The sequence below is a fragment of the Sungkyunkwania multivorans genome (assembly GCF_042675645.1).
Lineage (GTDB): Bacteria > Bacteroidota > Bacteroidia > Flavobacteriales > Flavobacteriaceae > Sungkyunkwania > Sungkyunkwania multivorans.
In genome coordinates this window covers 1,003,179-1,027,415 of the sequence record NZ_JBHTJH010000004.1, presented here as the reverse complement: position 1 = coordinate 1,027,415, position 24,237 = coordinate 1,003,179, and the positions used below count along the sequence as shown (strand labels likewise).

The following is a 24,237-nucleotide window of genomic DNA, read 5'->3' as shown; positions in this document are numbered from 1 at the left end:
AATAAGAACCAGTTTCAAAAAGCGTTATTGACAGCCTTGAAAAGCCTATGGATAATAGCATTGTGACAAAACACTTTGAAATAGTGACGAACACCAATCAGCTTAGATTCGTCATATTTTGATTAATATTACATTTGTTTAAATCTTTTTATATTGAAATCAGCTTTACTTTTTTTTACATTTATTTTTGCGCCTCTTACGGGAATTTCCCAGTCCTATATTTACGAACATTTTGATGTAGATGATGGTTTACCAAGCTCTGAAGTATTTGATGTCTATCAAGACAAACTAGGTCACATTTGGTTTGCTACTGATAGAGGTTTATCACGATTTAATGGATATGAGTTTAAAAATTTTACATCAAAAGATGGTTTGCCTGGAAATACCATTTTGGATTTTTTTCCACAAGGAGATGGACGTATTTTTTGTTTTGAACTTCACAGTAAAACCTTATTCTATTTTAATGAGGTATTTGACGGATTTAAATTATATCAGTTTAATGATGAATTGAGACAAAGTATCAGTCCGAAAACGATTATTAAATCAATTTTTGCGGATGATAAAAGCAACTTAACCTTAGGAGGCTATAGTATTCAGGGCTTTGTTGAGATATCAAACCAAGGAAAAGTTAACAAGCATTATAATAAATACTTTGAGCCGGATTTACCCTATGTGGAACGCAAGTCACATATTAAACTCGGGATATTAAAGCAAAATAAGGCATTTGGCTCCCTTTTTTATAATTATGACTCAGATGATAGCCTTTTGGCTATACCTACAGAACACCCTAATACATCGCGCATCTCTGTAGAGTTTCTTAATGACACCTCAATTGTATTTATTAATAATAAATTGGCAACATTTACTGCATCTAAAAACGTCACCTATTACGATACAGAGCAATACCCTACAGGAATTCAACGTATTAATGATACGCTATTTTGGGTCGGTTATTACAGTCAAGGTGCGGAGTTTCGGGATATTTCCGGAAATATTGTTAACACCTTTTTACCAAACAAATCTGTGAGTAGTTTTTTAATTGATGCAGAAGGGAGTTATTGGTTTACAACGCTTGATGATGGTGTTTTTAGAATTAAGAATCCAGCAATACAAGTTTTTACCAATGAAAATATTAATTCCTTAGTAAAGGATGATAAAAACCAACTTTTTGCAGGATACTACAACGGGGATATTACTAGAATTAAAAATCTTGAAACAAAATTACTTTATAAAGGTAAAAATGATCGTCCAGCACAGGTCGAGTTTAATTCCGAAAGATCGGAAGTTTACGCGTCGAGTGATTTTATTATTAAAAATCTAACAAAAAAGCAAACTCCTATTATCATAGAAGGTGGCAGAAAGCTGCCTGAAAATGTTTTAAATCCACTAGTTACCGTAAAGTCAACAGTCTTTACAATAATCGAAAATGATACCATAGGATTTTATGATACAGGTGTTAGAACTGAGGACATTTGTATGTTTAATAACGAAATATTGATTGCTACACCTTCAGGCTTATATCGTAAAAGAGACAATGAAATAAAACCCTATCAACCCTCGCCTCTTCTTAAATCAAGACTGTATGATATTGATGTAAATAAGACAAAAAACAAAGTGTACATGGCATCTCAAGACCATGGTGTCATTGTTTATGGTGACAGCATTTATGGTATTGATAAAACCAATGGTCTAACTCATAACTCAGTAAACGAAGTCCATATTGAAAATGACTCTACCATTTGGGCTTGTACCAATAACGGTCTAAACAGAATTGAATTTAGGTCCGACGACACATTTACCGTAAATACTATTACCAAGTCTGATGGTCTGTTAAGTAACGATATCAATGACGTAGAAATTATAAATGATACCATTTGGGTCGCAACAAAACGTGGGTTGTGCTTCTTTGATAAGGGCTTGATCGATAGAAAAGATACCCTGAATGTCTTATCTCTTAGTATTAAAAGTGTCTTGGTAAATAAAGCCAAAACTAATGTAAACAACGTTAAACTAAACCATGATCAGAACTCAATAGATTTTGAAGTTGAAGCAATTTCGCATCGTAATGTAGATAAAATAGAATATCGCTACAGACTGAAAGAAATAGATACATCGTGGACAAAAACATCTAATCGTCTTATTAGTTTCCCTTCGCTTTCTCCTGGAATGTATACCTTCGAGGTTAAAGCTTTGGTCAACGATGAAAAAAATGACCTTTTAAGCTTATATAGTTTTAAAATTCTTCAACCCTTTTGGAAAAGATGGTGGTTTTATTTGTTGACCGCTGTTCTTTTTTGTGGACTTGTTTATTTATTTTTTAGGATTCGTGTTCTCTCCTATAACAAGGATATTATAAGAGAGCTTTTACGGCTAGCTATAAAACGCCTTAAACGTAAAGAACGGTATTATAAGTTCAGAGCTAATGGTGAAGATTTTAAAATTCCGACACACGAGATTTTATTCGTTCATTCTCAAGGTAACTATTTAGACATAGTTACACCAAAAAAAACATTCACCATACGATGCAAAATAGGCGATTTTATCAGTAGCACTCCCGATAGTCTAGAATACCTTCGAGTGCATCGCTCCTATATCGTTCGACTAGACCAAGTATCGAGTAAAGGACGTAATTGGGTAGTAATAAAAGATCATAAAATCCCGGTTGGTGAAACTTATTTAAACGAATTGGAAAAAATTCAATTTTAATACTTCTTAACAGCTTCATCCGTTTCAACTGCGGTCATTGATCGGTTTGGGATTGACGAACACTCAAAATCAAGCAACAAAAAAGCCCGTCATCTTGACGGGCTTTTCATTAAACTTAGAAGTATATGTATTAGATAACTTTTACGTTCACTGCGTTTAATCCTTTGTTGCCTTCTTTAAGATCGAATTCAACTTCGTCGCCTTCGCGAATTTCGTCGATCAACCCAGAAAAGTGTACAAAGTGGTCCTTACTGGCACCTTCTTCAGTGATAAATCCAAATCCTTTAGCATCATTGAAGAATTTTACTGTTCCTTTACTCATTGTAATGTAATTAAATTTATAATAATTTTCAAAGTGCAAAGATGATGCCATTATTTGGATATCCAACATATTAATCCACTTATTTTCAATTTATTACTAAATATGGTCGTTAGGTGTCCGAAATCGATCGCCTGTTCTCGACCTAGACCTGCCCTATTTCTCCAGCAACGATTTTCCCATACCAGCAATGGATTCGGCCGTGTTATAGAAATCGAACTTCATTCTAAGCGTCTCTCGTTTGTTCATCCAATCCAATTCTATATCCAAATCTACTTTGGCACCATGCACTTTGCCCAAAGCTCCCGCAAATGAGGCTCTTCTAATGTTTACGACGGCATCCGACCCCTTTTCTACGATGAATTTTGCGGCCTTCCCAGTTTTACCCAGCGACCAGATCAGCCCATCCATAGTTTTCTGAGTGCCTTCAAGCGTCAATTGCGCCGATCTATGACTAGCGCGTGCAGAGATCAATCTGCCATCTTTTTCTGGGTCTATGTTCAATTTCGTCAATCCATTCAATACATGTTTGGCACCGTTCAAGGTCTTGGTGGCGGTGAATCTGGCTGTCTTCGTCGAGGCGATCTTGGTATTTACTGCTGATAATTTCACCAATTGGTGCTTTTTATAACCAGCTTTCTCGCGCTCTAGTTTTCGCAATGTATTATTTAGGCCATCTACCTTACGCTGCGCCGCATTTACCGCATCTCTCGCCTTTTGTATTTTTGCGCGATCCTTCGCCTGATCCTTGATGACCAGTTGCCGTATCTGCTCTACATTCGCCGACCAAGAATCTACCGTCTGTTGCGCTTTTTTTACATTGCTTTGCGCCTTCTGCAGCTTTTTGATCGATTCTGAGGTGGCGTTGGTGACATAGTTCTTCAGTTGATTCTCTATAAAGTTGCGGAAATCATTTTGCATGGTGACATTCAATTGCATGTCAACCGCTTTTGAAAGATCCTGTCCCCTTGCCGCAATGGCTCCTTGGAAGAGATTGAATACCTTCCCATTGACCATAAAATTATAGCCGTTGTCCACCAAATGAACATCCGTGGCCGCTTCAACCCCCAGAAGTTTTACCCCACCATTGAGCGCAACCACTGGTCTTTTATTACGCTCTATGCTTAAAGAGAATCCAGGTTTAGGCTTTCCATTGGCGCCCTTTAGTTCAAATATGGCAAGTTTTATGGGATCGACCGAACCGTGTGCAGTCATTCCATTGTCATAGTCCATGTCAAATCCTGCCTCCCCTTTCACGCCAACAATGGCAATAGTCCCTTGCATTCTAAAACCGGGTTCGTAATAAGTTTCCAGTACCTGCATCGGTGCAGGAACAGATTCGATCACCACATTTTCCGAATAAAAGCCGCGTAGCGTTTTTTGAAGTTGCGGGCTGATATTTCGCCTGATGCTTGGGCTGGTCACCAGATTTACCAAGTCCAATAGTTCGATCTTGTTGTATTGCAATGCGAGCATATTCTTTGAAGGATTTCGCGAATCGAAAGAAACGGAGGCGGCACCTGCAAAATCTCCAATGAACACTTGTCCGGTCAGGGCCACATTTGGTAGTGGTATGGGGGTGGTCGTAAAGCTAGCACCCATTTGTATGCCTAGATCCTTAACAGCCAAGCCACGAGCACCCAGCGGATCGTTCCATTGCCCTTCCATCATGGCCATAAAATTCATGGTCTGATCGGTAAGTACCAACTCAACACCTCCTCTAAACAACAGCTTGTCTCCAGATATATTGGTATGCATTTCACCCAATATTGATACCGAAAAATCCTTTGGCGAGGGCGTTAGTCTAAAGACCGCGTTCGATAAGGTGGCATTGGGGCCGATCTGGATATTGGTGTTGATATCCCCCTCTAAGACCACATTATCTAACTTGGAAGTGATGGGTGCACTGACGATCATATCTTTGACACCGATAAGATGATCCAGCTTTATCTTGGTAAGATCGATGCTCGCCATCATATTGAGGCCTTTTTTTACTCCAGAGCTAATTTTATCCTTAAATGGTGTCTTATCCTTTTCAGATTTGCTCTTCTTCTCTGAAGATAGTACCAATACCTGTTTCGATAGGTCAATGTTATCCAGAAGTTTGAGATGTTCACTGATCTTAGAGAGTTTGGCATCCTTATGAGGCTCGATCATAAAGAGATAACTATGATCTTTCTCGCCCTTCTTGGGTTTTGCCTTCTTGGCAATATGTCCGCTGATCACTCCAAATGTTGATACCGAACTGAGGCCTATCGACTTTTTTGCTGGAATAATGGACAATTCGGTAGAAGCCAGTTTGATGTCGAATAGTTTTTGTGGTAATGAAAAACCTCCTAGTTTCCAGTCTCCCAAAAGTGAGGTGAGCGTACCAGAGAAATCAACATCCTCTACCTTCCCTATATATTCTAGAGCATCCGAGTTGCTTTTAAGTTTTGCAGTAAATAACACATTCTTCCCTGCTATGCCTGTCGTCCCTTCCAAAATACCGGAGGTACGTTTCTTTTGGCTGTCCTGCGGATGTTCGATGGTAAGGATGGTCTTTATTCCTTTCAACCGGAACGCATTGAAATCTAAAAGTTTCAAATCCTTCAAAGACTCAAAAGTCAGATTCACCTCGGAAATCTTTTTGTCTTCTTTATCGAATTTAAAGTTGAAAACCCTCAAGGACAAACTGGACCGCAAGGTTTTAGGAATCAAATCTTTTAACGATTTTCCCATAAGGTCAGAAGCATCTCTATTGCCAATGCCAACCTTGGAATTATCAGGAAGTCGCAATTCAAAGAAGGTCTTCTTAGATAAACTATCGTAGGAAGCGGTGAATCCGACACCCGGTTTTTTAAAGAAGGTGCCAACACCTGTGAGACCGTTCTTTTCAGAATTCACTTTTAAGGATTGAAAGCTATAATTCTTATTCCCGATAAGTTCATTGAGTTTGAGGCGCACGGTCTCCTCTATCGAATCACTATATGGTGTGGCTGTGAATGAGTTGGAAAAGGCATTAGAAGACAATAGGAAAAGGGAAATAGACCATGATAATTTTAAACGGTGACGAAATAAGGAAGATCTCATATTGGTGTGTTTTGTGGTATGCTTCAAAACTATAGCGACCAACGATTTACACCAAATCATCGATGTGGACAACGGGTGGACATCCCAAAAATAATCGCGATTCTAAGAATTTTTATTGAAAGAGCATGCTGTTCACTTTTGGGAATTCACTTTTAAGAATAAACTTTTAAAAAGAAGTGGTTCTGGTTGATTGAATGAATAAGCCAGATCATTTGTCCATTAATATTGGGTCTTTGTTCATCCAGTGGCGGGGAAAGAGTTAAGGAATAATGTGGTAATTTTAAATCGAAGACCATCAAGGATCTCAAAAATATGAGAGTCCTCATTGGAGATGCGATTCCCATAGTTGATGCACATGAATTCCTTCATTTACAATGTATGAGACACAAATGCTACGTGATAAAATTATAAATATTTATATCGCTTTTGTTAATTCTTTCGCATCTAAAGTTTTAAAAAGTCCGCTTTAAGGCGTTTCTTCGTATTTGAATGTAGTATAACCGATCGAAACCACACTATTGCTATGAAAACTACATCACTCGTCCCGTTCATCATCGCATTTCTCATCACTTGTGTCAATATCGCGCAGATCAGTCCTGTTCAGTCGGGCGACTGGGATGAGCCAAGTACTTGGCCAAATAATCAACTTCCAACAGCAAACGATGACGTGATGATCACCAATGGGACCACCATCACACTTCGCAACATTTGTACTGCCAACAGTGTTAGGGTCATGGGAAAACTGCAGGCACTCAAAGGACAAGAACAGAATGCCGGATTTCACCTCGAGACAAAATGGGTCATGGTGATGGGACCAAGCGGCAGCTTAGAGATAGGGACTGCTGCTGACCCCTACATCAGTTCTGATGGTGGCACCATTACTTTGTTAGGAACCGATCCTTCCGAATTGATTCCCAATACCGGCGTACACTCAAAGGCAATCATGGTAATGGATGGTGGGCGTCTAGAATTACACGGTAAAAGGAAAGAAAGCTGGACCAATTTGGCTACCACTGCCGAGAAAGACGCTACCCAGATCATATTAAAAGAACCCGTTAACTGGGAAGTTGGAGATAAAATAGCCATCACCTCTACCGGACTTGCTACATCCCAGACCAAGGCTTGGGAAGATGTGGATGAAGTACAGATAACAAACATCAGTATGGACGGAAGAACACTCACCCTTGCCACACCATTACAATACAGGCATATCGGAGGCTCCAAGTCGTACACACGACCAACGGATGGTAAGACCTGGGAGGTAAATATCGCCGCTGAAGTTGGGATCCTCTCCCACTCCATCAAAATTCAAGGGCAAATGAATACGGCCATGGAGGAAGCTGGATTTGGCGGACATATGATGTTTATGAAAGGTTCTGTTGTTCACGCCGAAAATGTCGAGCTCTACAAGATGGGGCAAAAGGCCAAATTGGGCAGATATCCTTTTCACTGGCATCTCAATGAAGATGCTGCGCAGGGCAGCTATTTAAAAAATAGCAGTATTCATAGATCATTCAATAGAGCAGTGACCATACATGGGACCGACTATATTACCTTAGACGGTGTTTTTGCATACGATCACATTGGACACGGGATCTTCTTTGAAGATGGTGGAGAACGCTATAATACGGTTAAGAACAGCGTCGTATTTGTCACGAGACGTCCGCAGCAAGGGGAAGAGCTAACACCCTCAGACAATGAGATGAACCAACCACAGAATAGAACACCGGCATCCTTTTGGATCACCAACCCGAACAACTATTTCGAAAATAATGTTGCTGCAGGAACAGAAGGCACTGGTTTTTGGTTTGCATTTCCTACCAATGGACCCTTATCGCCATCGGGAAATATGCCATATTTTGAGAATATCATCCCCTGGAAGGAACCCTTAGGACTTTTTCAAAATTTCGTTGCACACAGCTGCATGACTGGTTTTGATGTGTTCGACCAGCTTAATGATGATCACTCGATCAGAACAAATGCGGGTTGGGACATTCAGACCGAACAGTATATTACCAACGGATTGTTCTACGCCAATGACCAGGCGATCTACTGCGGCCTTGGGAACGGCGGCGATTCATCTAAGGTGGTATTTTTAGATGGTGCCTTTAGCGACAACAAAACGGTGACCATGCTCGCGGCCAATTTAACCATTCAGAACAGTCTTTTTAATGTGGATACCGATCTAGGTGTCTTTGAAGGGGAACGCGAATTCTTCCGATTCTATGATGGCCCTGGCCGACATATCGATTGTCATTTTGAAGGTTGGGACCGACCAAATTCAAATATGATCAAACAGATTGTAGGTGGCGGAGCTACACCCAACGTGAATCCATCTTTTAGAGGATCGACCAAAGGGTTTGCAGCACCTTTCCCGTTTCGTTTTGTTAACATTCCGCCCAATACCCGTCCCAAAAAATTAAATCAATTCTTCAAGGATTATGATGGTGGCTTGCTAGGGAAAGCAAATACCACCTTGGTACGCGACGTCCCATTTAATACGGACGGACATGAGTACAAACACAGTTCTTGGGTCAACGCAGCAAGATCCGATTATTTCTTTGCGACCATCTGGCTTCATAAGTTGATGGATGACGCTGCCCCTCTAGTCGTCACCAGGACCAAACCAAATACGCCCGAAGTTTGCCTGTGGGATGTTGGTGATGATAACCAAACCTACAAGTATGGGGTGATCGTCAACCAAGGATTCACCTATAATTATTATTTGACACAGCCGCCTTCTGGTAGACATATTCACATTATCATGGATCGTGGCGAAGAAGGTGATCTGGTTATGACTTCCTATAAAGGTTTGGGCAAGCTCGCTAATTTTAGAGTAACTGGAAATAATTTGACCCAATTAAATTCGATCAGTGCAGTCGAAACCGCAACTAGCAATTCCTATTTTATTGATGGTAATGGCGATGTATATATCAAAATGCGCGCCAATGGCAATTCAAGATCTACTTTGGACCTGCGATGGGACGGTATGGGCGCATTCACCCCTGTGACGCCCCCATGTGACGAATTAACCGCCTTGGATGACTCCGATGGTGATGGACTTTCCGATACCGAAGAAGTACAGAATTGTAGAATGCCCAACGATGCAGGAGACCTTAACTTTGAGTTCAATCGGTCGGACGAATCATTTGAGCGATTCAATATCATTGCGAGCAACACAAGTAGTGAGACCTTTTGGTTGACTCGAGCAGATAACTCGAGTGACCCATATATTGTTCGAGGAGCCTTAAATTTTAAAGGATCAGAGGTGCCACAATTAAAAGTGCGTATTCGATCCCAGGCAGTGGGTTCTTTTCAGTTGTTTTGGACGACCACCGATCAACCTAACTTCGCTGCCGCGCGCTCGGTTACAGTGACTCCGCAGCAGCCCAATGTATTTGAAGAGCTTGTCTTTGACATGAACAATAATTTGGACTGGATGGATAAAACCATACGAAAGATACGTCTCGATTTTCCGCCTGATCCGACTGCCAATGTTCATACCTGGATCGACTATATCCATGGGCCAGATGTGGTTTTAGATGAAAATTGCGACCCATCACCCATAGTTAACTTCATTAGTCCATTAAGCAATCAATTAGTGGAAGGTGACGATCTGGGCGTGGTTGTAGAGGCTATTGGCAATAATGCAACAGCTGTCGATAACGGCATCGCAAACGTGCAATTGTACTTTGATGATGCGCTGGTGCGTCAAGAAAACGCAGCGCCTTACGAATGGGGTACTACAAATGCTAACAATGAAGATTTACCATTGATGAACTTGACTTCTGGGACGCATATTTTGAAAGCCATCGCTACTGATAATAGCGGTATTTCATCCGAAAAGATCATGGAAATCAATGTCTCAGCGACGCTTGATATTATAGGCACACAGACAGCGATAGAAAAACAGATCATTCTTTATCCAAATCCTGCAAAAGAAGCTTTGTATGTTAGCTTGAGTAAAGAGTTGCCATCTGCTGTGATTAGCATATACAACACTAAAGGAATGAAAGTGTACGAAAAGAGTGTAGGTAATGGTATTACCACCTTACCCCTATCTTCGCTATCGACTGGTTTATATTTTGTGAAAATTTCCACAGACACGATGCAATTCACCAAAAAGATACTAGTTAGAAAGTAGGTACAAAAATAATTATGTCATATTTTAATTGACAATAGCGATTTAAACCTGCCACTTAAAGCGAGTCACTTACCAGATGTTCTGGATCGACACCGCCTTCTAGCATATGAAGTAATCCTTTTGCAGCTGCCTCTCCCGAAGACATGGCAGCATTGAGAGAGCCATTGAGCAATTGATCTCCCGCGAGAAAGATGCGTTCGTTCAATAGGCTCTCTGTTGGTGAAAGATCATATCGCAACGCATCGATATCAGGAAGTGCCTGAGGGATAAAATAATGTTTTAAAAAGACAGTGTGCGCAATGCCACAAAAATCCTTTAGATCATCTTGCACACGTCGTATCAGATCGGTTTCATTTAGCTGATGCGATTTTACTACCGTTACTGAGAGCAGTGCATTGTCACCTTGCTGTAAGGTTTCAATACTATCATGATAAAAGATATTGTTGATCAAGGCCTCTTTATCGGCTACCAATCCGATCAATGGTGTGGTTATTGTACGTTTTGGTACTTCAAAATACAACGTATCACATGACTTCCAAGAAATTTCCTGATTTCGTAAATTGGATATCATCGATGAGGGATCTGTCGCAATGATCGTGGCGTTGCTTTCTAGTTCGGTCCCATCGTCAAGGGTAAGGGCGTTGCTTGTCACAGCTTTCACTTTTGTATTGAATCTAAATGTGGTATTACTTAATTTCTTAGAAAGTTGATGTGCAACAGCGCCAATACCGGCTTTTGGCAAGGTGGCATGACCCTCACCGAACATTTTATATACAAAACAGAACATCCTGCTCGAAGTTTGCAGGTCTGGCTCTAAAAAAATTCCAGTAAAAAAGGGCTTGAAAAAATTTGTGATGATACGATCACTGAATCCAAAGTCTTTCAAATAGTGTAGCGTGGTCTTTTCGGGTTCTTCAAAGATACTTTCTAACGACTTTTTCTTCAGTGCGATGTTGAGTTTGAATATCTTCCATTTATCGGCTAGCGACCCTACGTTCGATGTCAATGTGCTCCACAAAAAAGAAGGATCTCTAAGGGGGTCACCGATCTGTTGCGACCTTCCATTCTTAAAGATCAAAGCACCTGGACGAAGCTGTTGCAACGCAAGCAACTCGAGATCAAGATATTGCTTCGCCTTTGGGTATGCATCCAACAATACTTGAAAACCATGATCCAACTGATAACCTTTTACTTGGTCGGTCTTAACACGTCCTCCCACCTCACCGGTAGCCTCTATAATTATGGGTCTAAAGCCAGCCTTTTCTAATTCAATCGCAGCGACAAGGCCACTTATTCCAGCACCAATGATGTGTATCTTGTAGTCTTCCTTTTTCATATGATAAAAATACGATAAAAGTAAAGTCTAAAAGAAGCACACGTAAAGCAAAAAATTATATCTTCTCTTTGCTTTCATCTCATCAATATAAAAATCAAACAACAGGCCGAATATTCACATGATGAGTAGATGGAATATCCCAAACCTCACGAATCTTACCATCGACAATGCGCCATACGACGACCACATCGACCTCCATTTGCTTGTCCTCCAAGACGATGTCGTTTCTGCTATGTACAACGACCAATTCCTCACCTATAGGATATGCGGTTATTGGATTGACTTTAAAAGTACCCTTAGAAATAGCACCAATCGTTTTGAAGAACGTCTGAAAACCTTTTAGGCCCACATAATCGCCTTCTAGATGTGGTAGGTTTGGGTTGATGTAATGGAAAATTGCATCTTCAGCCAAAATATTAACCGCCGAAGCAATATTGGTAGGGTCAAATTTCTGTAATACTTCGATGTTTGGATGTGTTGTTTCCATGATACTGTATTTTTCTATTGTGTACCGCATGTCAAAGGGACCTTATCAAATAAACAACTGAAAATCGAACTGTGAAATGAGGAAAGTCAGTAACTGATTGAGAATTCTGAATAAGCTGATCGTAGGTCATTGCGAGCGGAATTCACTGGAGCGAAGCAATCCGTTGCATCTTGAGTTAGCAGCAGACAAATCGCATGGTCCATCCTTTCTCAGAGTATCTCGCGATGACAATTATATTATACTCATATTCATCACCAACTAAAGCGTACTACCCTACTTTTCTCAATACTTCCAAAGGCGGACTTTGCAGGACACTTTTGATATTGCTCAACCCAATGGCCATGACCAAAATGATAATTCCAGGCAAAAACAGAAGGAATGGAATTACAGAAGGCACAAATGGCTCCTTGAAGAGCAAGGTTGCCAATAATTGACTACTGACCAGTGATAATAGGATCCCAGCCAAACTTCCCAGGATGCCTAAAAATAAATATTCAAGTGCGGTGATACGAAGGATTTGCTTGCTCTTGGCTCCTAACGTACGTAGCAAAACACTTTCTCTGATTCGTTGGTATTTGCTGGTGCGCACCGATCCGATAAGCACGATAAGTCCAGTGATGATGCTGAAAAAGGCCATAAAATTCACGACCCAAGAGATCTTATCCAGAATGTCTTCGATGACCGTATAGATCTGTCGCAGGTCAATGACCGTGACATTGGGGAATTTACGTATAAGATCGCGTTGCAAGGCCGCTGAACTGGAATCATCCGGAGCGTAGGTGGTTAGTACATGAAATTGGGGTGCCTTTTCCAATACACCTTTTGGAAAAACGACCATAAAATTCATTTGCATACGTGCCCAATCTACTTTTCTGATGCTTCCAATAGTGGTTTCCATCAACACACCTTGCACGTTAAAAACAAGGGTGTCACCTACCTTTAGCTTGGCATTTTCAGCAAGATTTTCCGAGATAGAGATCTTCACTGGTTCTCCAGGCGTGATCTCCTTCACCCAATTTCCCTCTAAAATTTCTTCGGAAGCGATCAGCGAATCGCGGAAGGTGGTTCGAAACTCATGATTCAATACCCATTCATTGATTGTAGAGCTGGTATCTTTGCGAATCTCATTGGCCAATTGTCCATTGATGCTATGTACCCGCATGGTGACGATCGAAAGATTATCTATGACATCAAGACCCGTGGGTGTGATGCTAGCTGCTACGGCCTCCTGCTGCTCTGGCTGCACATCCAATAGAATCATATTGGCATCGTTAGCGCCATTCTTCAAAGCGGTCTTTGCCAGCAGAATATCCTTGGTGAAATATAAAGTACTGATCAGAAAGGTCCCTAAACCTATAGCTAGAATGAGCACCATGGTCTGATTGTTCGGACGAAAGAGATTCAACAAACTAGTGCGCGCCGTAAATCCCCATGATGCTGGGAAATACTTTCGTATTCCTTTTATAAAAAGCGCTGAAACACCAGCCAGTATGGCAAAGGTGATTACAATTCCGAGGACAAAGGCCAAGGCAAATAGTAAATCCTTTAAGATCCAAAAGGAAAATAAGAAGATAAAGAGCAGGATGGCTGTAAAGGTAAAAGACCGTGCTTTCTTGGACTTTACCGGGCTTTCTTCCGAAACCCTCAGTACTTCCAGAGGTGATACATACCAAGTACCGAGCAAGGGCAGCAATGCAAATAGCACCGACATCAAAACACCTAATAACAACCCCATGATGATGGGTTGAGGCGAAACGGCTATCTCAATCTCAAAAGGGAGAAATTCTTGTAAGAGGAGTGGAAATACTTGCTGTAGTCCAATTCCAATCATGGTTCCCAAAATCCCTCCAAAAAGACCCATGGCCGCAATTTGTATAAGATAGATCATGAAGGTCTGCCTTCTAGAAGCGCCCAAACATTTTAAAACTGCTACATCAGCCAATTTCTCCTTGATATAAATATGAACGGAGCTGGCAATTCCTATACAGCCAAGTAATAACGCAATAAAAGCCGCGAGGTTCAAAAATTTACCAAGATTTTCATAACTACGCCCTATGCGTCGGCTGGTACTGTTGTGCGTGTCAAGGTCTGCATTCTCGGCATCCAAGATAGGATCCAATGTTTTGTCGAGTTGATCGAGGTCCATATCAGGCGAGGCTACGAAGAAGTATTGGTATTCTTTTCTGCTCCCTAGCTGTAAAAGTTGGGTCTGCTCGATAAATCGGAAAGGAAGAAGTACGGTCGGTGCCACCGAAGTGGAAATTGCTGAAGAACCTGGAATCGAATTGATCGCACCAGCAATGGGTAGCGTTAGCAATCCCAACTTGATGGAGTCTCCCGCTTGTATATCGTATTGTAACATCAAAGTAGCATCTACCAAAGCACTTCCTTCTCGTTGATAGGTGGTAGCGGCAGAAGCAGGTTCGGTTTCCAGTGTTCCATAAAATGGGAAGTCTCCTTCCATGCCTCGTACTTGTACGAGCTTAGTGCCGCCATTTTTTGGGAAGGCCGCCATGGACGAAAAATTTACCTCAAAGGCGTCTGCTCCTAACGAATCGATAATGCCTTGCACCCTTTCATTGGGAAGCTGTCGGCTGTCAATGATAAAATCAGCACCGGTCAGTGCTTTTGATTGACGTTCGATATTCTGTTCTAAGTTCTTACTGAATAACTGAATCGAAACTACTGCTGCAATACCAATAATGATCGATGCCATAAACAGCAATAGTCGGGAAATGCTAGCTTTGCCATCACGCCATGTCATTTTAAACAGCCACAGGCTGCTGACCTTTGAATTTGATGTATCTATGTTCAATGCGACAGTGTTGGCTCGTTAGACATGATCTTTCCGCCTTTTAATCTGAGGATCTGCTGTGTTCTATTGGCAAGCTCTAGATCGTGAGTGATGATCACCAAAGTGGTACCCGCCTCCTTGTTTAATTCAAACAAGAGCTGTATCACTTTTTCACCGGTCTCCTCATCCAAGTTGCCAGTGGGCTCATCGGCAAACAAGATAGAAGGTGTATTTGAAAAGGCCCTGGCCAAGGCAACGCGTTGTTGTTCCCCACCTGAAAGTTGTGAGGGATAATGGTGAAAACGATCTGCCAGTCCGACCTTCTTCAACAGCTCTGTGCCTATCTTGGTCGCATCTTTCGCTCCTTGTAATTCCAGAGGTACGATGACATTTTCTAAGGCGGTCAAGGTTGGTAGTAACTGAAAATCCTGAAAGATGAAGCCTACCTCCTTATTTCGCAATTGCGCCCGTTGGTCCTCATCTAGCACTTGTAAGTTTTGACCGCAGAGTTCTACGACACCAGCGTCTGGATCATCCAATCCTGCGCAAAGTCCAAGTAAGGTGGTCTTACCGCTTCCAGAAGGACCAACGATAGAAAAGGTGGCTCCTTTTTCCACTTCAAATGAGATATCGTGTAAGACAGTTAGCTTTTTAGAACCGCTGCTGTAAGTTTTCTCCAACTCATGGATCTTTAATATCTTTGACATGTTGTCTTCAATTAATTTAAAAGGAAATGCGAAAAATGAAAAATAAGCAAATGATTTCAGATTTATTCAGTTGCTACAGACGGATTTCCTTAAAGTTTTGTTATTTTTTGATCTTGCCTTTATTGCTTTCTTGTGGGGAAACCACCTCTAAAAAAGAAGCGATTGAGACCAAAGAAAATACCGAAAAGAAAAGTACTGCCAATGAGGATACTGACACAAAGATCATGCTGTGTTTTGGTGATAGTTTGACCGCCGGATATGGGTTGGACGACATCAACGAAGCCTATCCTGCCATACTCCAGTCGAGGATCGATTCTTTAGGATTGAACTACACGGTCATCAATTCGGGATTAAGCGGAGAAACCACCGCTGGTGGCAGAAGCCGTATCGATTGGGTACTCAATCAAGAAGTTGACGTCTTTTTGTTAGAATTAGGTGCCAACGATGGATTAAGGGGAATTCCTTTGGGCGAGACACGACAGAACTTACAGGCGATCATCGATGCGGTACGAGAGAAAAATCCTAAGACCACCATCATCTTGGCCGGGATGCAGCTTCCTCCAAATATGGGGCCAGAATATACCAAAGAGTTTAAAAGTATATTTCCCGAACTTGCCGAAAAAAATAATTTGAAACTTATTCCCTTTCTCTTAGAAGATGTTGGCGGGGTGGCAGCACTCAATCAGGCCGATGGTATCCATCCCACGGCCGAAGGGCAGAAGATTGTTGCTGATAATGTATGGGATGTTTTAGAAGAGGTGATAAAGTAATTCACGAATGATCTTTAACCCTACGAAACTTATCCCATTGGTCATTACGAACAGCTGGAAGCCTTGAAGCAATCTGTCTGAAGAGAATTTCTATTAAAAAAGATTACTTTTCTATGAGGCCTCAGGACCTCAATGATGATTTGGATAAGTTTATTATTCACGATCATCATGTGCTTTCTGATCAACCCATATCAGCGAAGCCGCACCAGCGATCGCAGCATTCTTACCATGCATTCCAGAGCGCATCAGTTTTATCTTACCGCGGTAGATCTCCAATAGATGTTTTTCCATATACTTGTTGGCTGGCTCGAACAGCCATTTACCGCTTCCCGTCAACCCGCCCAATAAAAAGATGGCTTCGGGCTGTGTGAACACCGCAAAGTTAGCAAGCGCATACCCAAGGATCCGTCCGGTATATTCAAAGGCTTTGATAGCAATGGGGTCACCATTCTCGGCTGCGGCTGTGATGTCTTCGCCGTGAAGGTCGTTGTAAGCGATGTTTCTGAATACACTGTCATCCATGTATTTACTTAACAGATACATGATGGTGCGTTTTAGTCCGGTAGCGGAAACGTAGGCCTCCAATCCTCCAGCTACGCCCAAGCCCGTAAATCTGCCATCACCGACGGTCAGATCAAAATGGCCCAATTCTCCGGCAAAACCGAGATGTCCTTCGATGAGTTGGCCATTGGCCACGATCCCAGACCCCAAACCTGTGCCCAGCGTGATGACCAAAAAGTCTTTCATCCCTTTGGCATTTCCAAACAGCATTTCTCCCAAGGCGGCGGCGCTCGCATCGTTCATGATCTTTATTGGGAGGTCGATTTGTGCTCTTAGTTTTTCCACCAGCGGCACACTCCCCTTCCAAAGCAAATTGGCCGCATTCTCTATAGTGCCTTTTTTGCTAGAAGCGTTGGGGGCGCCAATACCGATACCTATCAATTTGGATTCTTGACCAAGTTGTATCTTTAGCTCGCCAATGGCTTCGATGATTCGGGCTATAAAATCATCGATATCTGGATATTCTTTTGTCCGGAAAAAGGTCCTTACTAGACTTTCGCCTTGTTCATTCACTAGGCCAACCTTTGTTTTGGTGCCACCAATGTCAATGCCGACGGCAAGCTTTAAAATGCTCATGTTTTAACGGTCTTGCGGTTAGTTCTTTTCTTTTTCTCTGGTAAAAGGTACGAAACGAACCCGTAATAATTCTCTAGTAACAAGGTTGTTTTTTCGTTTTTTCACCAACACCAACCGACTGCCACCGTCGTCAGAACTTACTGGAATGATCATCCGCCCTCCTACTTTTAATTGATCGATCAAAGGTTGGGGAATCGAGTCGGCTCCCGCAGTGACCATGATCGCATCAAAAGGCGCCCTGCTAGGCCAGCCATGATACCCATCGCCATGTTTTACATTGACGTTAACATATCCCAGTTTAGAAAGAAGGTCTTTTGCAGAAAGTGTAAGCTCCTTGACAATTTCGATGGTATATACCGAATCGACGATCTTGGCCAATACAGCGGCCTGATATCCCGAACCCGTGCCGATCTCCAATACGATATCAGTGGGTTTTAAATTGAGCATTTGCGTCATATAGGCCACGATATAAGGTTGGGAGATGGTCTGACCATGACCTATAGAAAGCGCGTAATCGTTGTAAGCAAGAGGTCTTGCATGTTCTGGCACGAAAAGATGCCTCGGAACCGTTCTCATCGCCCTTAATGTTGCAGCATCATTGATGTCTCTTGAAGTAAGCTGCGTTTCCACCATCTGTTGTCGTTTAGCGAGGTAGTCATCTTGGGCACAGCCCATGATAAAACTGATAAAAGATATGATTACAACGAGCCTTTTCATGATATATGATATGACAGAAATGATAGCTACAAACGATGCTTTGAATGGTAAATATCTCATCAGATGGTTTTTCTAAAGAGCATCGATTGCAAGCATTGTTGCGTTACCATCAAGGATTGTATAAACCCTAGGACTGTTAGATCAAATTCTTCGAAATATGAACGATCATTTTACGACATCTCCAGAATTGGCTTGATGACCTTTCCATCTTCCATATCCGTAACTGCTTTGTTAATGTCTTCAAAAGCATAGTATTCTACCAATTCATCAAATGGGAAACGTCCTTGCTGATAAAGAGTTATCAATCGAGGAATAAAAACCTTAACGATACTATCTCCTTCTACAACGCCTACCACCTTTTTTCCTGTATTGATCAATTCGTTCGCATCAAAGGCATACTCTGTTCCACCTTTTGGGGCGCCTACTACAGCAAGCGTTCCTCGATTTGCAAGTGTGCGGAAGGCCATTTCGGCTACCGCTTTTACCCCAGTAGCTTCTACTGCATAGTCCACGCCCAAGGTAGTAATTTCCTCGATCATATCTGGCGCATCTTTTTCTTCGCTATTGATAATGTGTATTGCTCCTAACTTTTTTGCCAATTGCAAGCGGTCGGAATTGATATCTACCGCAATGATCTCCGCACAACCCGCATTCTTTGCCGCCATGATGGCCGAAAGTCCGACAGAACCCACACCGAATATTGCGATGCTAGTCCCTGCTCTCGGATTCAAGGTGTTCATAACGGTTCCTGCTCCGGTTTGAATTCCGCACCCCAAGGGCCCCAGAAGTTTAAGATCCACATCCTTTGTCACTTTTACGGTATTGCGCTCGTGCGCTAGCGCATAGGTACCAAAGGATGATTGCTGGAAGAATGCACCGTTCAATTTTTTATCATTTCCTTGGAATATATTATCGTCTGAAGCTTGGCGCTTGTTCATAAAATTAAGCGCTTCCAATGCTACGCAATAGGTGGTGTCACCTTCCATGCAGGGCCGACAATGGCCACACGATCCATAAGATAAGACCACATGATCGCCTTTTGCCAAGTCTTTTACATGGCTTCCCACCTTTTCGACAATACCAGCACCTTCATGACCCAATACCACAGGGTAGTTAGTAGGAAGAATGCCATCTTTTACTGAAAGATCGGTATGGCAAAGCCCTGTGGCAACCACTTTGACCAAAACTTCATGCGCTTTTGGCTCATCAATCTCTACTTCTTGTATTTCAAATTCTTTTTCTTTTTCTTTTACTATAGCGACCTTTGTTTTCATTGTGATTCTATATATTTTTTGAAGTTAATATTCAATTACAATCCATTTGCTTGCAAGGATCGTGCCCCCAGTTCTTTAAACTGTAGCGCCAATTGGATTCCTTGATATTAGAATCTGGTGTTTGCGCTTTATGACGTTTGATGTAACCGACCACTTTGTTCATATGTTCTAACTGTGATTCTGTGAGGTCCGCTTTTTTTGTATTCTTGATATCGACGATCTTTCGTCCACTCTTGTGGCCAACCGACTCCCCGTCTCCCGAATCAGACCCAACACTCTTGGATTTGTCGGTTTCTAGCCAGTCTTCAAGCTCGCTTGGGGTCATATTGACAAGATCATAGAATTCATCGTAGACTTCATCTTTCTTAATGTCCATAAATTTTGTTGGTATTAGTGATTTATTCAAAACCTTCTTTGATCAAATGACTCTCAGAAATTCCCAAGGCATATAGTGCGGGTATCAAAGCATCCATCATTGGCGGTGGGCCGCAGAGGTACACAGGACTTGAAGCATCTAGGTTATGCTTTTTGAGGTATTCTTTATCGATCTGTCCTTGGGCGTACTCCTCTTTTTCCTCCTCCGAAAGGATATTATAAAAGGCATCTCCCAACCATGTCTCTAGATTCGACTTATAGATGATATCTTTTTCGGTCTTGTTGCCAAAGAATAGGCGATTTCCATTGAGCATGTTCTTTCGGTTTAGGTCCTTGAGAATGGCAATGAAGGGAGTGATACCTGCTCCACCTGCGATAAAGGTTCCAGGGCCCTTGTATTGAATGGCACCCCAAGCATCTCCAATGATAAGTTTGTCACCAACCCTCAGATGTTGGATCTTATCGGTGACGCCCTTATGCGATTCATAGATCTTGATGGTAAATTCGAGTTCGGAATTCTCTGGAAGACTGGTAAATGTAAAAGGTCGTTTTTGCTCGCGCAGCCCGTCTTTGTCTATCGCCAGCTCGGTGGCTTGTCCGGGAATAAAATTATATTCTTTGGGTTTATCCGTAAGCAGACGAACTACATCATGGGTGACCCATTCAATTTTTTTAACAAGTATTTGATGTTCCATCGGTTATAAATTATGATGATTAATTTTTGTGTTTGAATATTCAATCCAATGACAATTACGTCAATGATCGTTATACAGACGCCACTGGATTCATCTATAAAGATAGCGAACTGATGTGCCTTGCATGAACTCTATCTTCGCTATCTTTAACTCATAAAATAAAAAACACCGATTGTTTGATTGAGGTAACGATGCCGCTGAAAAGAGGTAAATCTGATTTATTCTAAAGATCATATGAAAATAAATTTCGCAGAAACACTTTACGATAAGCTCAACAATGAAGAAGATGCCAGAGTGTGCAAGGACATCGACGATGATGCTTGCCAGTGGGCCCCGAAGAATTACTTTTCATTGCTGTTGAGCAATACAGTGACCAAGCTTGGGGATACCTTGAGTAATCCCAAGACGGTATTGGCTTGGATCATGAGTTTGGTAAATGCTCCTGTCTATTTGATCAGTTTTATCGTACCAATAAGAGAATCTGGTTCCATGTTGCCTCAGATCATCATTGCTAGCTACATTCGTACCAAGGAGAAACGTAAATGGGTATATGTGATCGGCGCGATGCTACAAAGTGCATCAATTGCAGCGATTGGTTTTACGACACTGTATACCGATGGAAGTTTGGCTGGGTGGTTGATCATCATATTCTTGATCAGTTTTAGTCTATCAAGAGGGCTTTGCTCGGTAGCATCCAAAGATGTGTTGGGAAAAACCATCCCAAAAACGCGCCGTGGAAAGCTCAAGGGCTATACCGTGGCTGTTTCTGGAGTTTTGGTGCTTGCAGCTGGTTTGTTTATGATATATCAGTCAAAAAAAGATGTAGGAATTGAGTTCTATGCCTATACGATCTTCTTCGCTAGTAGCTTATGGATCATCTCGGCGATCATCTATGCACAGATCAAGGAATTCCCTGGAGAAACTTCTGGAGGTAGAAATGGCTGGAAGGAAGCGATGGATAGAATGGGTATTGTTAAGTCTGATGCTCACTTCCGAAAGTTTATCATCGCTCGGTCATTGCTGCTCTGTTCTGCCTTAACAGCTCCTTTCTACGTACTTCTGGCTCAAAATCAGATGGGCAAACAGGCTTATATCCTTGGATTGTTCATCATCGCCAACGGTCTCGCATCTGTATTGAGCGCTCCCTTCTGGGGAAAATTTGCTGACAGATCCAGTAAAAATGTTATGGCTGTGGCCGCAGCGATCACCGCGTTCTTAGGGATCACTGTTTTTGTCGTTGTGATGTTCGTGCCGAGCTTACGTGATTCTTACTGGCTATATCCAGTAGCTTACTTCATCCTTGGGATCGCGCACAGCGGCGTCCGTTTAGGCAGAAAGACCTATGTGGTAGACATGGCCAGCGGAAACAAACGAACAGATTATGTTGCTGTAAGCAATACTTTGATAGGAGCAATTCTCTTGATCACCGGAGGTATCAGTGCACTAGCATCACTAATTTCGATGGAAGGTATTATTCTGGTGCTATCGCTCTTTGGCCTTTTAGGCGCCTATAGAAGTTATCGATTGCCCGATGTTGAATAGATCGACTCGTCTCTTGATCACTTGCTCTTTCTCTGACTGTTTTTACATTTTTAAACTAATGCTTCTTGTACATTATGAGGCACTGGCTGAAAAGATGAAAAAACGGCTTTGAAAGTGGCCCTACCACGTGTTAGTGACCTTAGATCGGTAGCGTATCCGTACAATTCTGCTGTAGGTGTGATACATTTTAGCGTTTGATAATTATCAATACTATCAATTCCGATGATGTTCGACCTACGAGATTGTAGATCTGTCATGACATTCCCTACCAATTCTTCTGGAACTTTGATGGTCAGCTCTTGTACTGGTTCCAACAGTTTTGGCTTGGCATTTAAGAACGCTTCTTTAAACGCATGTGCCCCTGCTATTTTAAAGGATATGTCATTAGAATCTACCGGGTGCATCTTACCATCATATACCATCACCCGAACGTCCCTGACATAGGATCTTGTAAGCGGTCCTGATTCCATGACTTCTAATATGCCCTTTTTTATCGAAGGAAGATAGCGCGCATCGATGACCCCACCAACAATACAATTATAGAATACCAATTTACCTCCCCATTCTAGATCGATCTCTTCTTTACCGCGAATATTGAAGCCCTGAGGTTCTTCGATCCCTTCATACCAAGGTTCTATTTTAAGTTGAACTTGGGCAAATTGGCCTGCACCACCCGATTGCTTCTTATGCCGATAATTGGCTGTCGAAGATCGTTGGATCGTCTCTCTGTAGGCAATTTTAGGTTTTTCCATGATGGCATCAATACCATAGACATTTTTCAGTAGCCAATCGATGATGGCTAAATGCAATTCACCTTGACATCCAAGAATGAGTTGTTTCAATTCTTTCGAAAATTCTACGGTTACCGTCGGATCCTGGCTATGGATCTTTTTAAGCGCCTCACTTAGCTTTTCTTCTTCACTTTGATTGGCGGCATGGATGGCCCTTCTAGTCCGTGTTGCGGGATATTGAATCGGTCTTATAGCTATTGGATGCCCTTCGGAATGCAAGGTGTCGTTGGTCTCGGTATGTTTTAACTTTAGTGTTGCGCCTATGTCGCCAGCAGTTAATTTTTGGACGGGTTCTCTCTTTTTCCCATCCATGATGAATAGCTGGTGTAGTACTTCGGTCTCTCCATTTCTAGAATTGACAAGTTTGTCATTCACCGTAACTTCACCAGATTTCACTTTAAAGAAGGTGATCTGTCCCAAACTTGGCTGATAAAGCGTTTTGAAAACAAACAATGCTTTGGGGGCTTCTTTTTTTCGAATCACTTCTGTTCCGTCTGTACTTTGCTCAGGTGGAAGATCCGCAGCAGCGGGAGCTACATTGTCAATGAATCCCATTAATCTGCCGCTTCCCATGTCCTTCAGGGCCGATACACAAAAGACTGGGAAAAGTTCATGTCTAAGCATTCCCGCCTTGATACCTTGTCGCATTTCATCTTCGTTAAGGGTTCCTTTTTCAAAGAATAGTTCTAACAATGAATCGTCATTTTCAGCCGCCTTTTCAACCAATTCGTTGTGCAATTTATCAGCCAACTCCTTTTGATCGTCTGGTATGGGTAGCTTTTCAGGTTTGCCACCTTCAGGAGAGAATTTATAACATTTCATTTTTAAGACGTCGATAATGGCCTGCGCACCATCTAATTTGATCGGGTATTGAATTTTAATGGCATTATTACCCACAAAATCCTTAATACTCTTGAAACTGCCTTCAAAATCGGCATTCAAATGGTCTATCTGATTGACCACAAAGAGCGTAGGTTTGTTATAGCGGTCGATATAATTCCAAATGATCTCTGTCCCGATCTCAAATCCATGTTGGGCATTGAGAACCGTTACGATCGTGTCCGCTACCCGTATTGATGAAATGATCTCACCAATAAAGTCATCGAGCCCCGGAGTATCGAGGATATTGATCTTATAATTACGCCATTCGGTATGTAAAGGTGTGGCAAAAATGGATGTTTCCCGTTCTTGTTCTATTTCGTGATGATCGGAAACCGTATTCTTATTCTCTACAGTACCGCGTCTATTTATCAACCCAGCTTCGAAGAGCATGGTTTCGGCCAAGGTGGTCTTGCCAGCACCATGAGCCCCAACAAAAGCGACATTCTTTATGTGCTTGTCATCATATACTTTCATAATTTTTGGTCATTG

At 41.9% G+C, this 24,237-nt stretch carries 17 protein-coding genes; 4 read left to right on the top strand and 13 right to left on the bottom strand.

The annotated features are described in order from the left end of the window. The first annotated feature begins 153 nt into the window (after positions 1 to 153). The gene (locus ACFQ1M_RS07640; RefSeq protein WP_386406303.1) at positions 154 to 2,706 is read left to right on the top strand and encodes a LytTR family transcriptional regulator DNA-binding domain-containing protein; all 2,553 of its coding nucleotides are present in this window, start codon (positions 154 to 156) and stop codon (positions 2,704 to 2,706) included. A 130-nt stretch (positions 2,707 to 2,836) separates the two neighbouring features. Here ACFQ1M_RS07640 and ACFQ1M_RS07635 read toward each other — a convergent pair whose 3' ends face one another. From ACFQ1M_RS07635 to ACFQ1M_RS07625, 3 genes are all read right to left on the bottom strand, one after another. After that, positions 2,837 to 3,028: a cold-shock protein gene (locus ACFQ1M_RS07635; RefSeq protein WP_386406300.1), complete on the bottom strand. Its 192-nt coding sequence runs from the start codon at positions 3,026 to 3,028 to the stop codon at positions 2,837 to 2,839. Between the two features lie 153 nt (positions 3,029 to 3,181). Then, positions 3,182 to 6,097, bottom strand: coding sequence for a hypothetical protein (locus ACFQ1M_RS07630; RefSeq protein ID WP_386406297.1), 2,916 nt, complete (start codon positions 6,095 to 6,097; stop codon positions 3,182 to 3,184). 237 nt (positions 6,098 to 6,334) lie between these two features. After that, positions 6,335 to 6,466, bottom strand: coding sequence for a hypothetical protein (locus tag ACFQ1M_RS07625; protein WP_386406294.1), 132 nt, complete (start codon positions 6,464 to 6,466; stop codon positions 6,335 to 6,337). Between the two features lie 154 nt (positions 6,467 to 6,620). Here ACFQ1M_RS07625 and ACFQ1M_RS07620 point away from each other — a divergent pair, with 154 nt between their 5' ends. After that, on the top strand, positions 6,621 to 10,241 hold the full coding sequence (locus ACFQ1M_RS07620) for a G8 domain-containing protein (RefSeq protein WP_386406291.1): 3,621 nt from the start codon (positions 6,621 to 6,623) through the stop codon (positions 10,239 to 10,241). Between the two features lie 55 nt (positions 10,242 to 10,296). Here the strand turns inward: ACFQ1M_RS07620 and ACFQ1M_RS07615 are convergent, their stop codons facing one another. From ACFQ1M_RS07615 to ACFQ1M_RS07600, 4 genes are all read right to left on the bottom strand, one after another. Beyond that, complete coding sequence (locus ACFQ1M_RS07615) at positions 10,297 to 11,577, bottom strand: protoporphyrinogen/coproporphyrinogen oxidase (RefSeq protein ID WP_386406288.1); 1,281 nt, start codon at positions 11,575 to 11,577, stop codon at positions 10,297 to 10,299. A 94-nt stretch (positions 11,578 to 11,671) separates the two neighbouring features. Continuing rightward, a complete protein-coding gene (locus ACFQ1M_RS07610; protein ID WP_386406285.1) occupies positions 11,672 to 12,064 on the bottom strand; it encodes a nuclear transport factor 2 family protein in 393 nt (130 codons plus the stop codon). A gap of 268 nt (positions 12,065 to 12,332) precedes the next feature. Further along, positions 12,333 to 14,828, bottom strand: a complete 2,496-nt coding sequence (locus ACFQ1M_RS07605; protein WP_386407084.1) for an ABC transporter permease — start codon at positions 14,826 to 14,828, stop codon at positions 12,333 to 12,335. Positions 14,829 to 14,875: 47 nt separating this feature from the next. After that, complete coding sequence (locus tag ACFQ1M_RS07600) at positions 14,876 to 15,565, bottom strand: ABC transporter ATP-binding protein (protein WP_386406282.1); 690 nt, start codon at positions 15,563 to 15,565, stop codon at positions 14,876 to 14,878. Positions 15,566 to 15,615: 50 nt separating this feature from the next. On the opposite strand from ACFQ1M_RS07600, the gene ACFQ1M_RS07595 reads away from it, so the two are divergent. Further along, complete coding sequence (locus tag ACFQ1M_RS07595; protein WP_386406279.1) at positions 15,616 to 16,335, top strand: arylesterase; 720 nt, start codon at positions 15,616 to 15,618, stop codon at positions 16,333 to 16,335. Positions 16,336 to 16,488: 153 nt separating this feature from the next. On the opposite strand, the gene ACFQ1M_RS07590 is transcribed toward ACFQ1M_RS07595, so the two are convergent. The 5 genes from ACFQ1M_RS07590 to ACFQ1M_RS07570 all read right to left on the bottom strand — a co-directional run bounded on the left by ACFQ1M_RS07590 (position 16,489) and on the right by ACFQ1M_RS07570 (position 20,533). Then, positions 16,489 to 17,472 carry an ROK family protein gene (locus ACFQ1M_RS07590; RefSeq protein WP_386406276.1) on the bottom strand — a complete coding sequence of 328 codons (984 nt, stop codon included), beginning with the start codon at positions 17,470 to 17,472 and terminating at the stop codon, positions 16,489 to 16,491. An 18-nt stretch (positions 17,473 to 17,490) separates the two neighbouring features. Then, the gene (locus ACFQ1M_RS07585) at positions 17,491 to 18,249 is read right to left on the bottom strand and encodes a protein-L-isoaspartate(D-aspartate) O-methyltransferase (protein ID WP_386406273.1); all 759 of its coding nucleotides are present in this window, start codon (positions 18,247 to 18,249) and stop codon (positions 17,491 to 17,493) included. 110 nt (positions 18,250 to 18,359) lie between these two features. Beyond that, positions 18,360 to 19,463 carry an NAD(P)-dependent alcohol dehydrogenase gene (locus ACFQ1M_RS07580; protein WP_386406270.1) on the bottom strand — a complete coding sequence of 368 codons (1,104 nt, stop codon included), beginning with the start codon at positions 19,461 to 19,463 and terminating at the stop codon, positions 18,360 to 18,362. 31 nt (positions 19,464 to 19,494) lie between these two features. Beyond that, positions 19,495 to 19,839, bottom strand: coding sequence for a DUF3140 domain-containing protein (locus ACFQ1M_RS07575; RefSeq protein WP_386406267.1), 345 nt, complete (start codon positions 19,837 to 19,839; stop codon positions 19,495 to 19,497). 22 nt (positions 19,840 to 19,861) lie between these two features. Next, positions 19,862 to 20,533 (bottom strand): flavodoxin reductase, encoded by a 672-nt coding sequence (locus ACFQ1M_RS07570; protein ID WP_386406264.1) that lies wholly within the window; start codon positions 20,531 to 20,533, stop codon positions 19,862 to 19,864. A gap of 234 nt (positions 20,534 to 20,767) precedes the next feature. Between ACFQ1M_RS07570 and ACFQ1M_RS07565 the strand changes: the two genes are divergently transcribed. Further along, on the top strand, positions 20,768 to 22,075 hold the full coding sequence (locus ACFQ1M_RS07565; RefSeq protein ID WP_386406261.1) for an MFS transporter: 1,308 nt from the start codon (positions 20,768 to 20,770) through the stop codon (positions 22,073 to 22,075). Between the two features lie 50 nt (positions 22,076 to 22,125). Here ACFQ1M_RS07565 and ACFQ1M_RS07560 read toward each other — a convergent pair whose 3' ends face one another. Beyond that, a complete protein-coding gene (locus ACFQ1M_RS07560; RefSeq protein WP_386406258.1) occupies positions 22,126 to 24,222 on the bottom strand; it encodes an elongation factor G in 2,097 nt (698 codons plus the stop codon). Between the last annotated feature and the right edge of the window lie 15 nt (positions 24,223 to 24,237).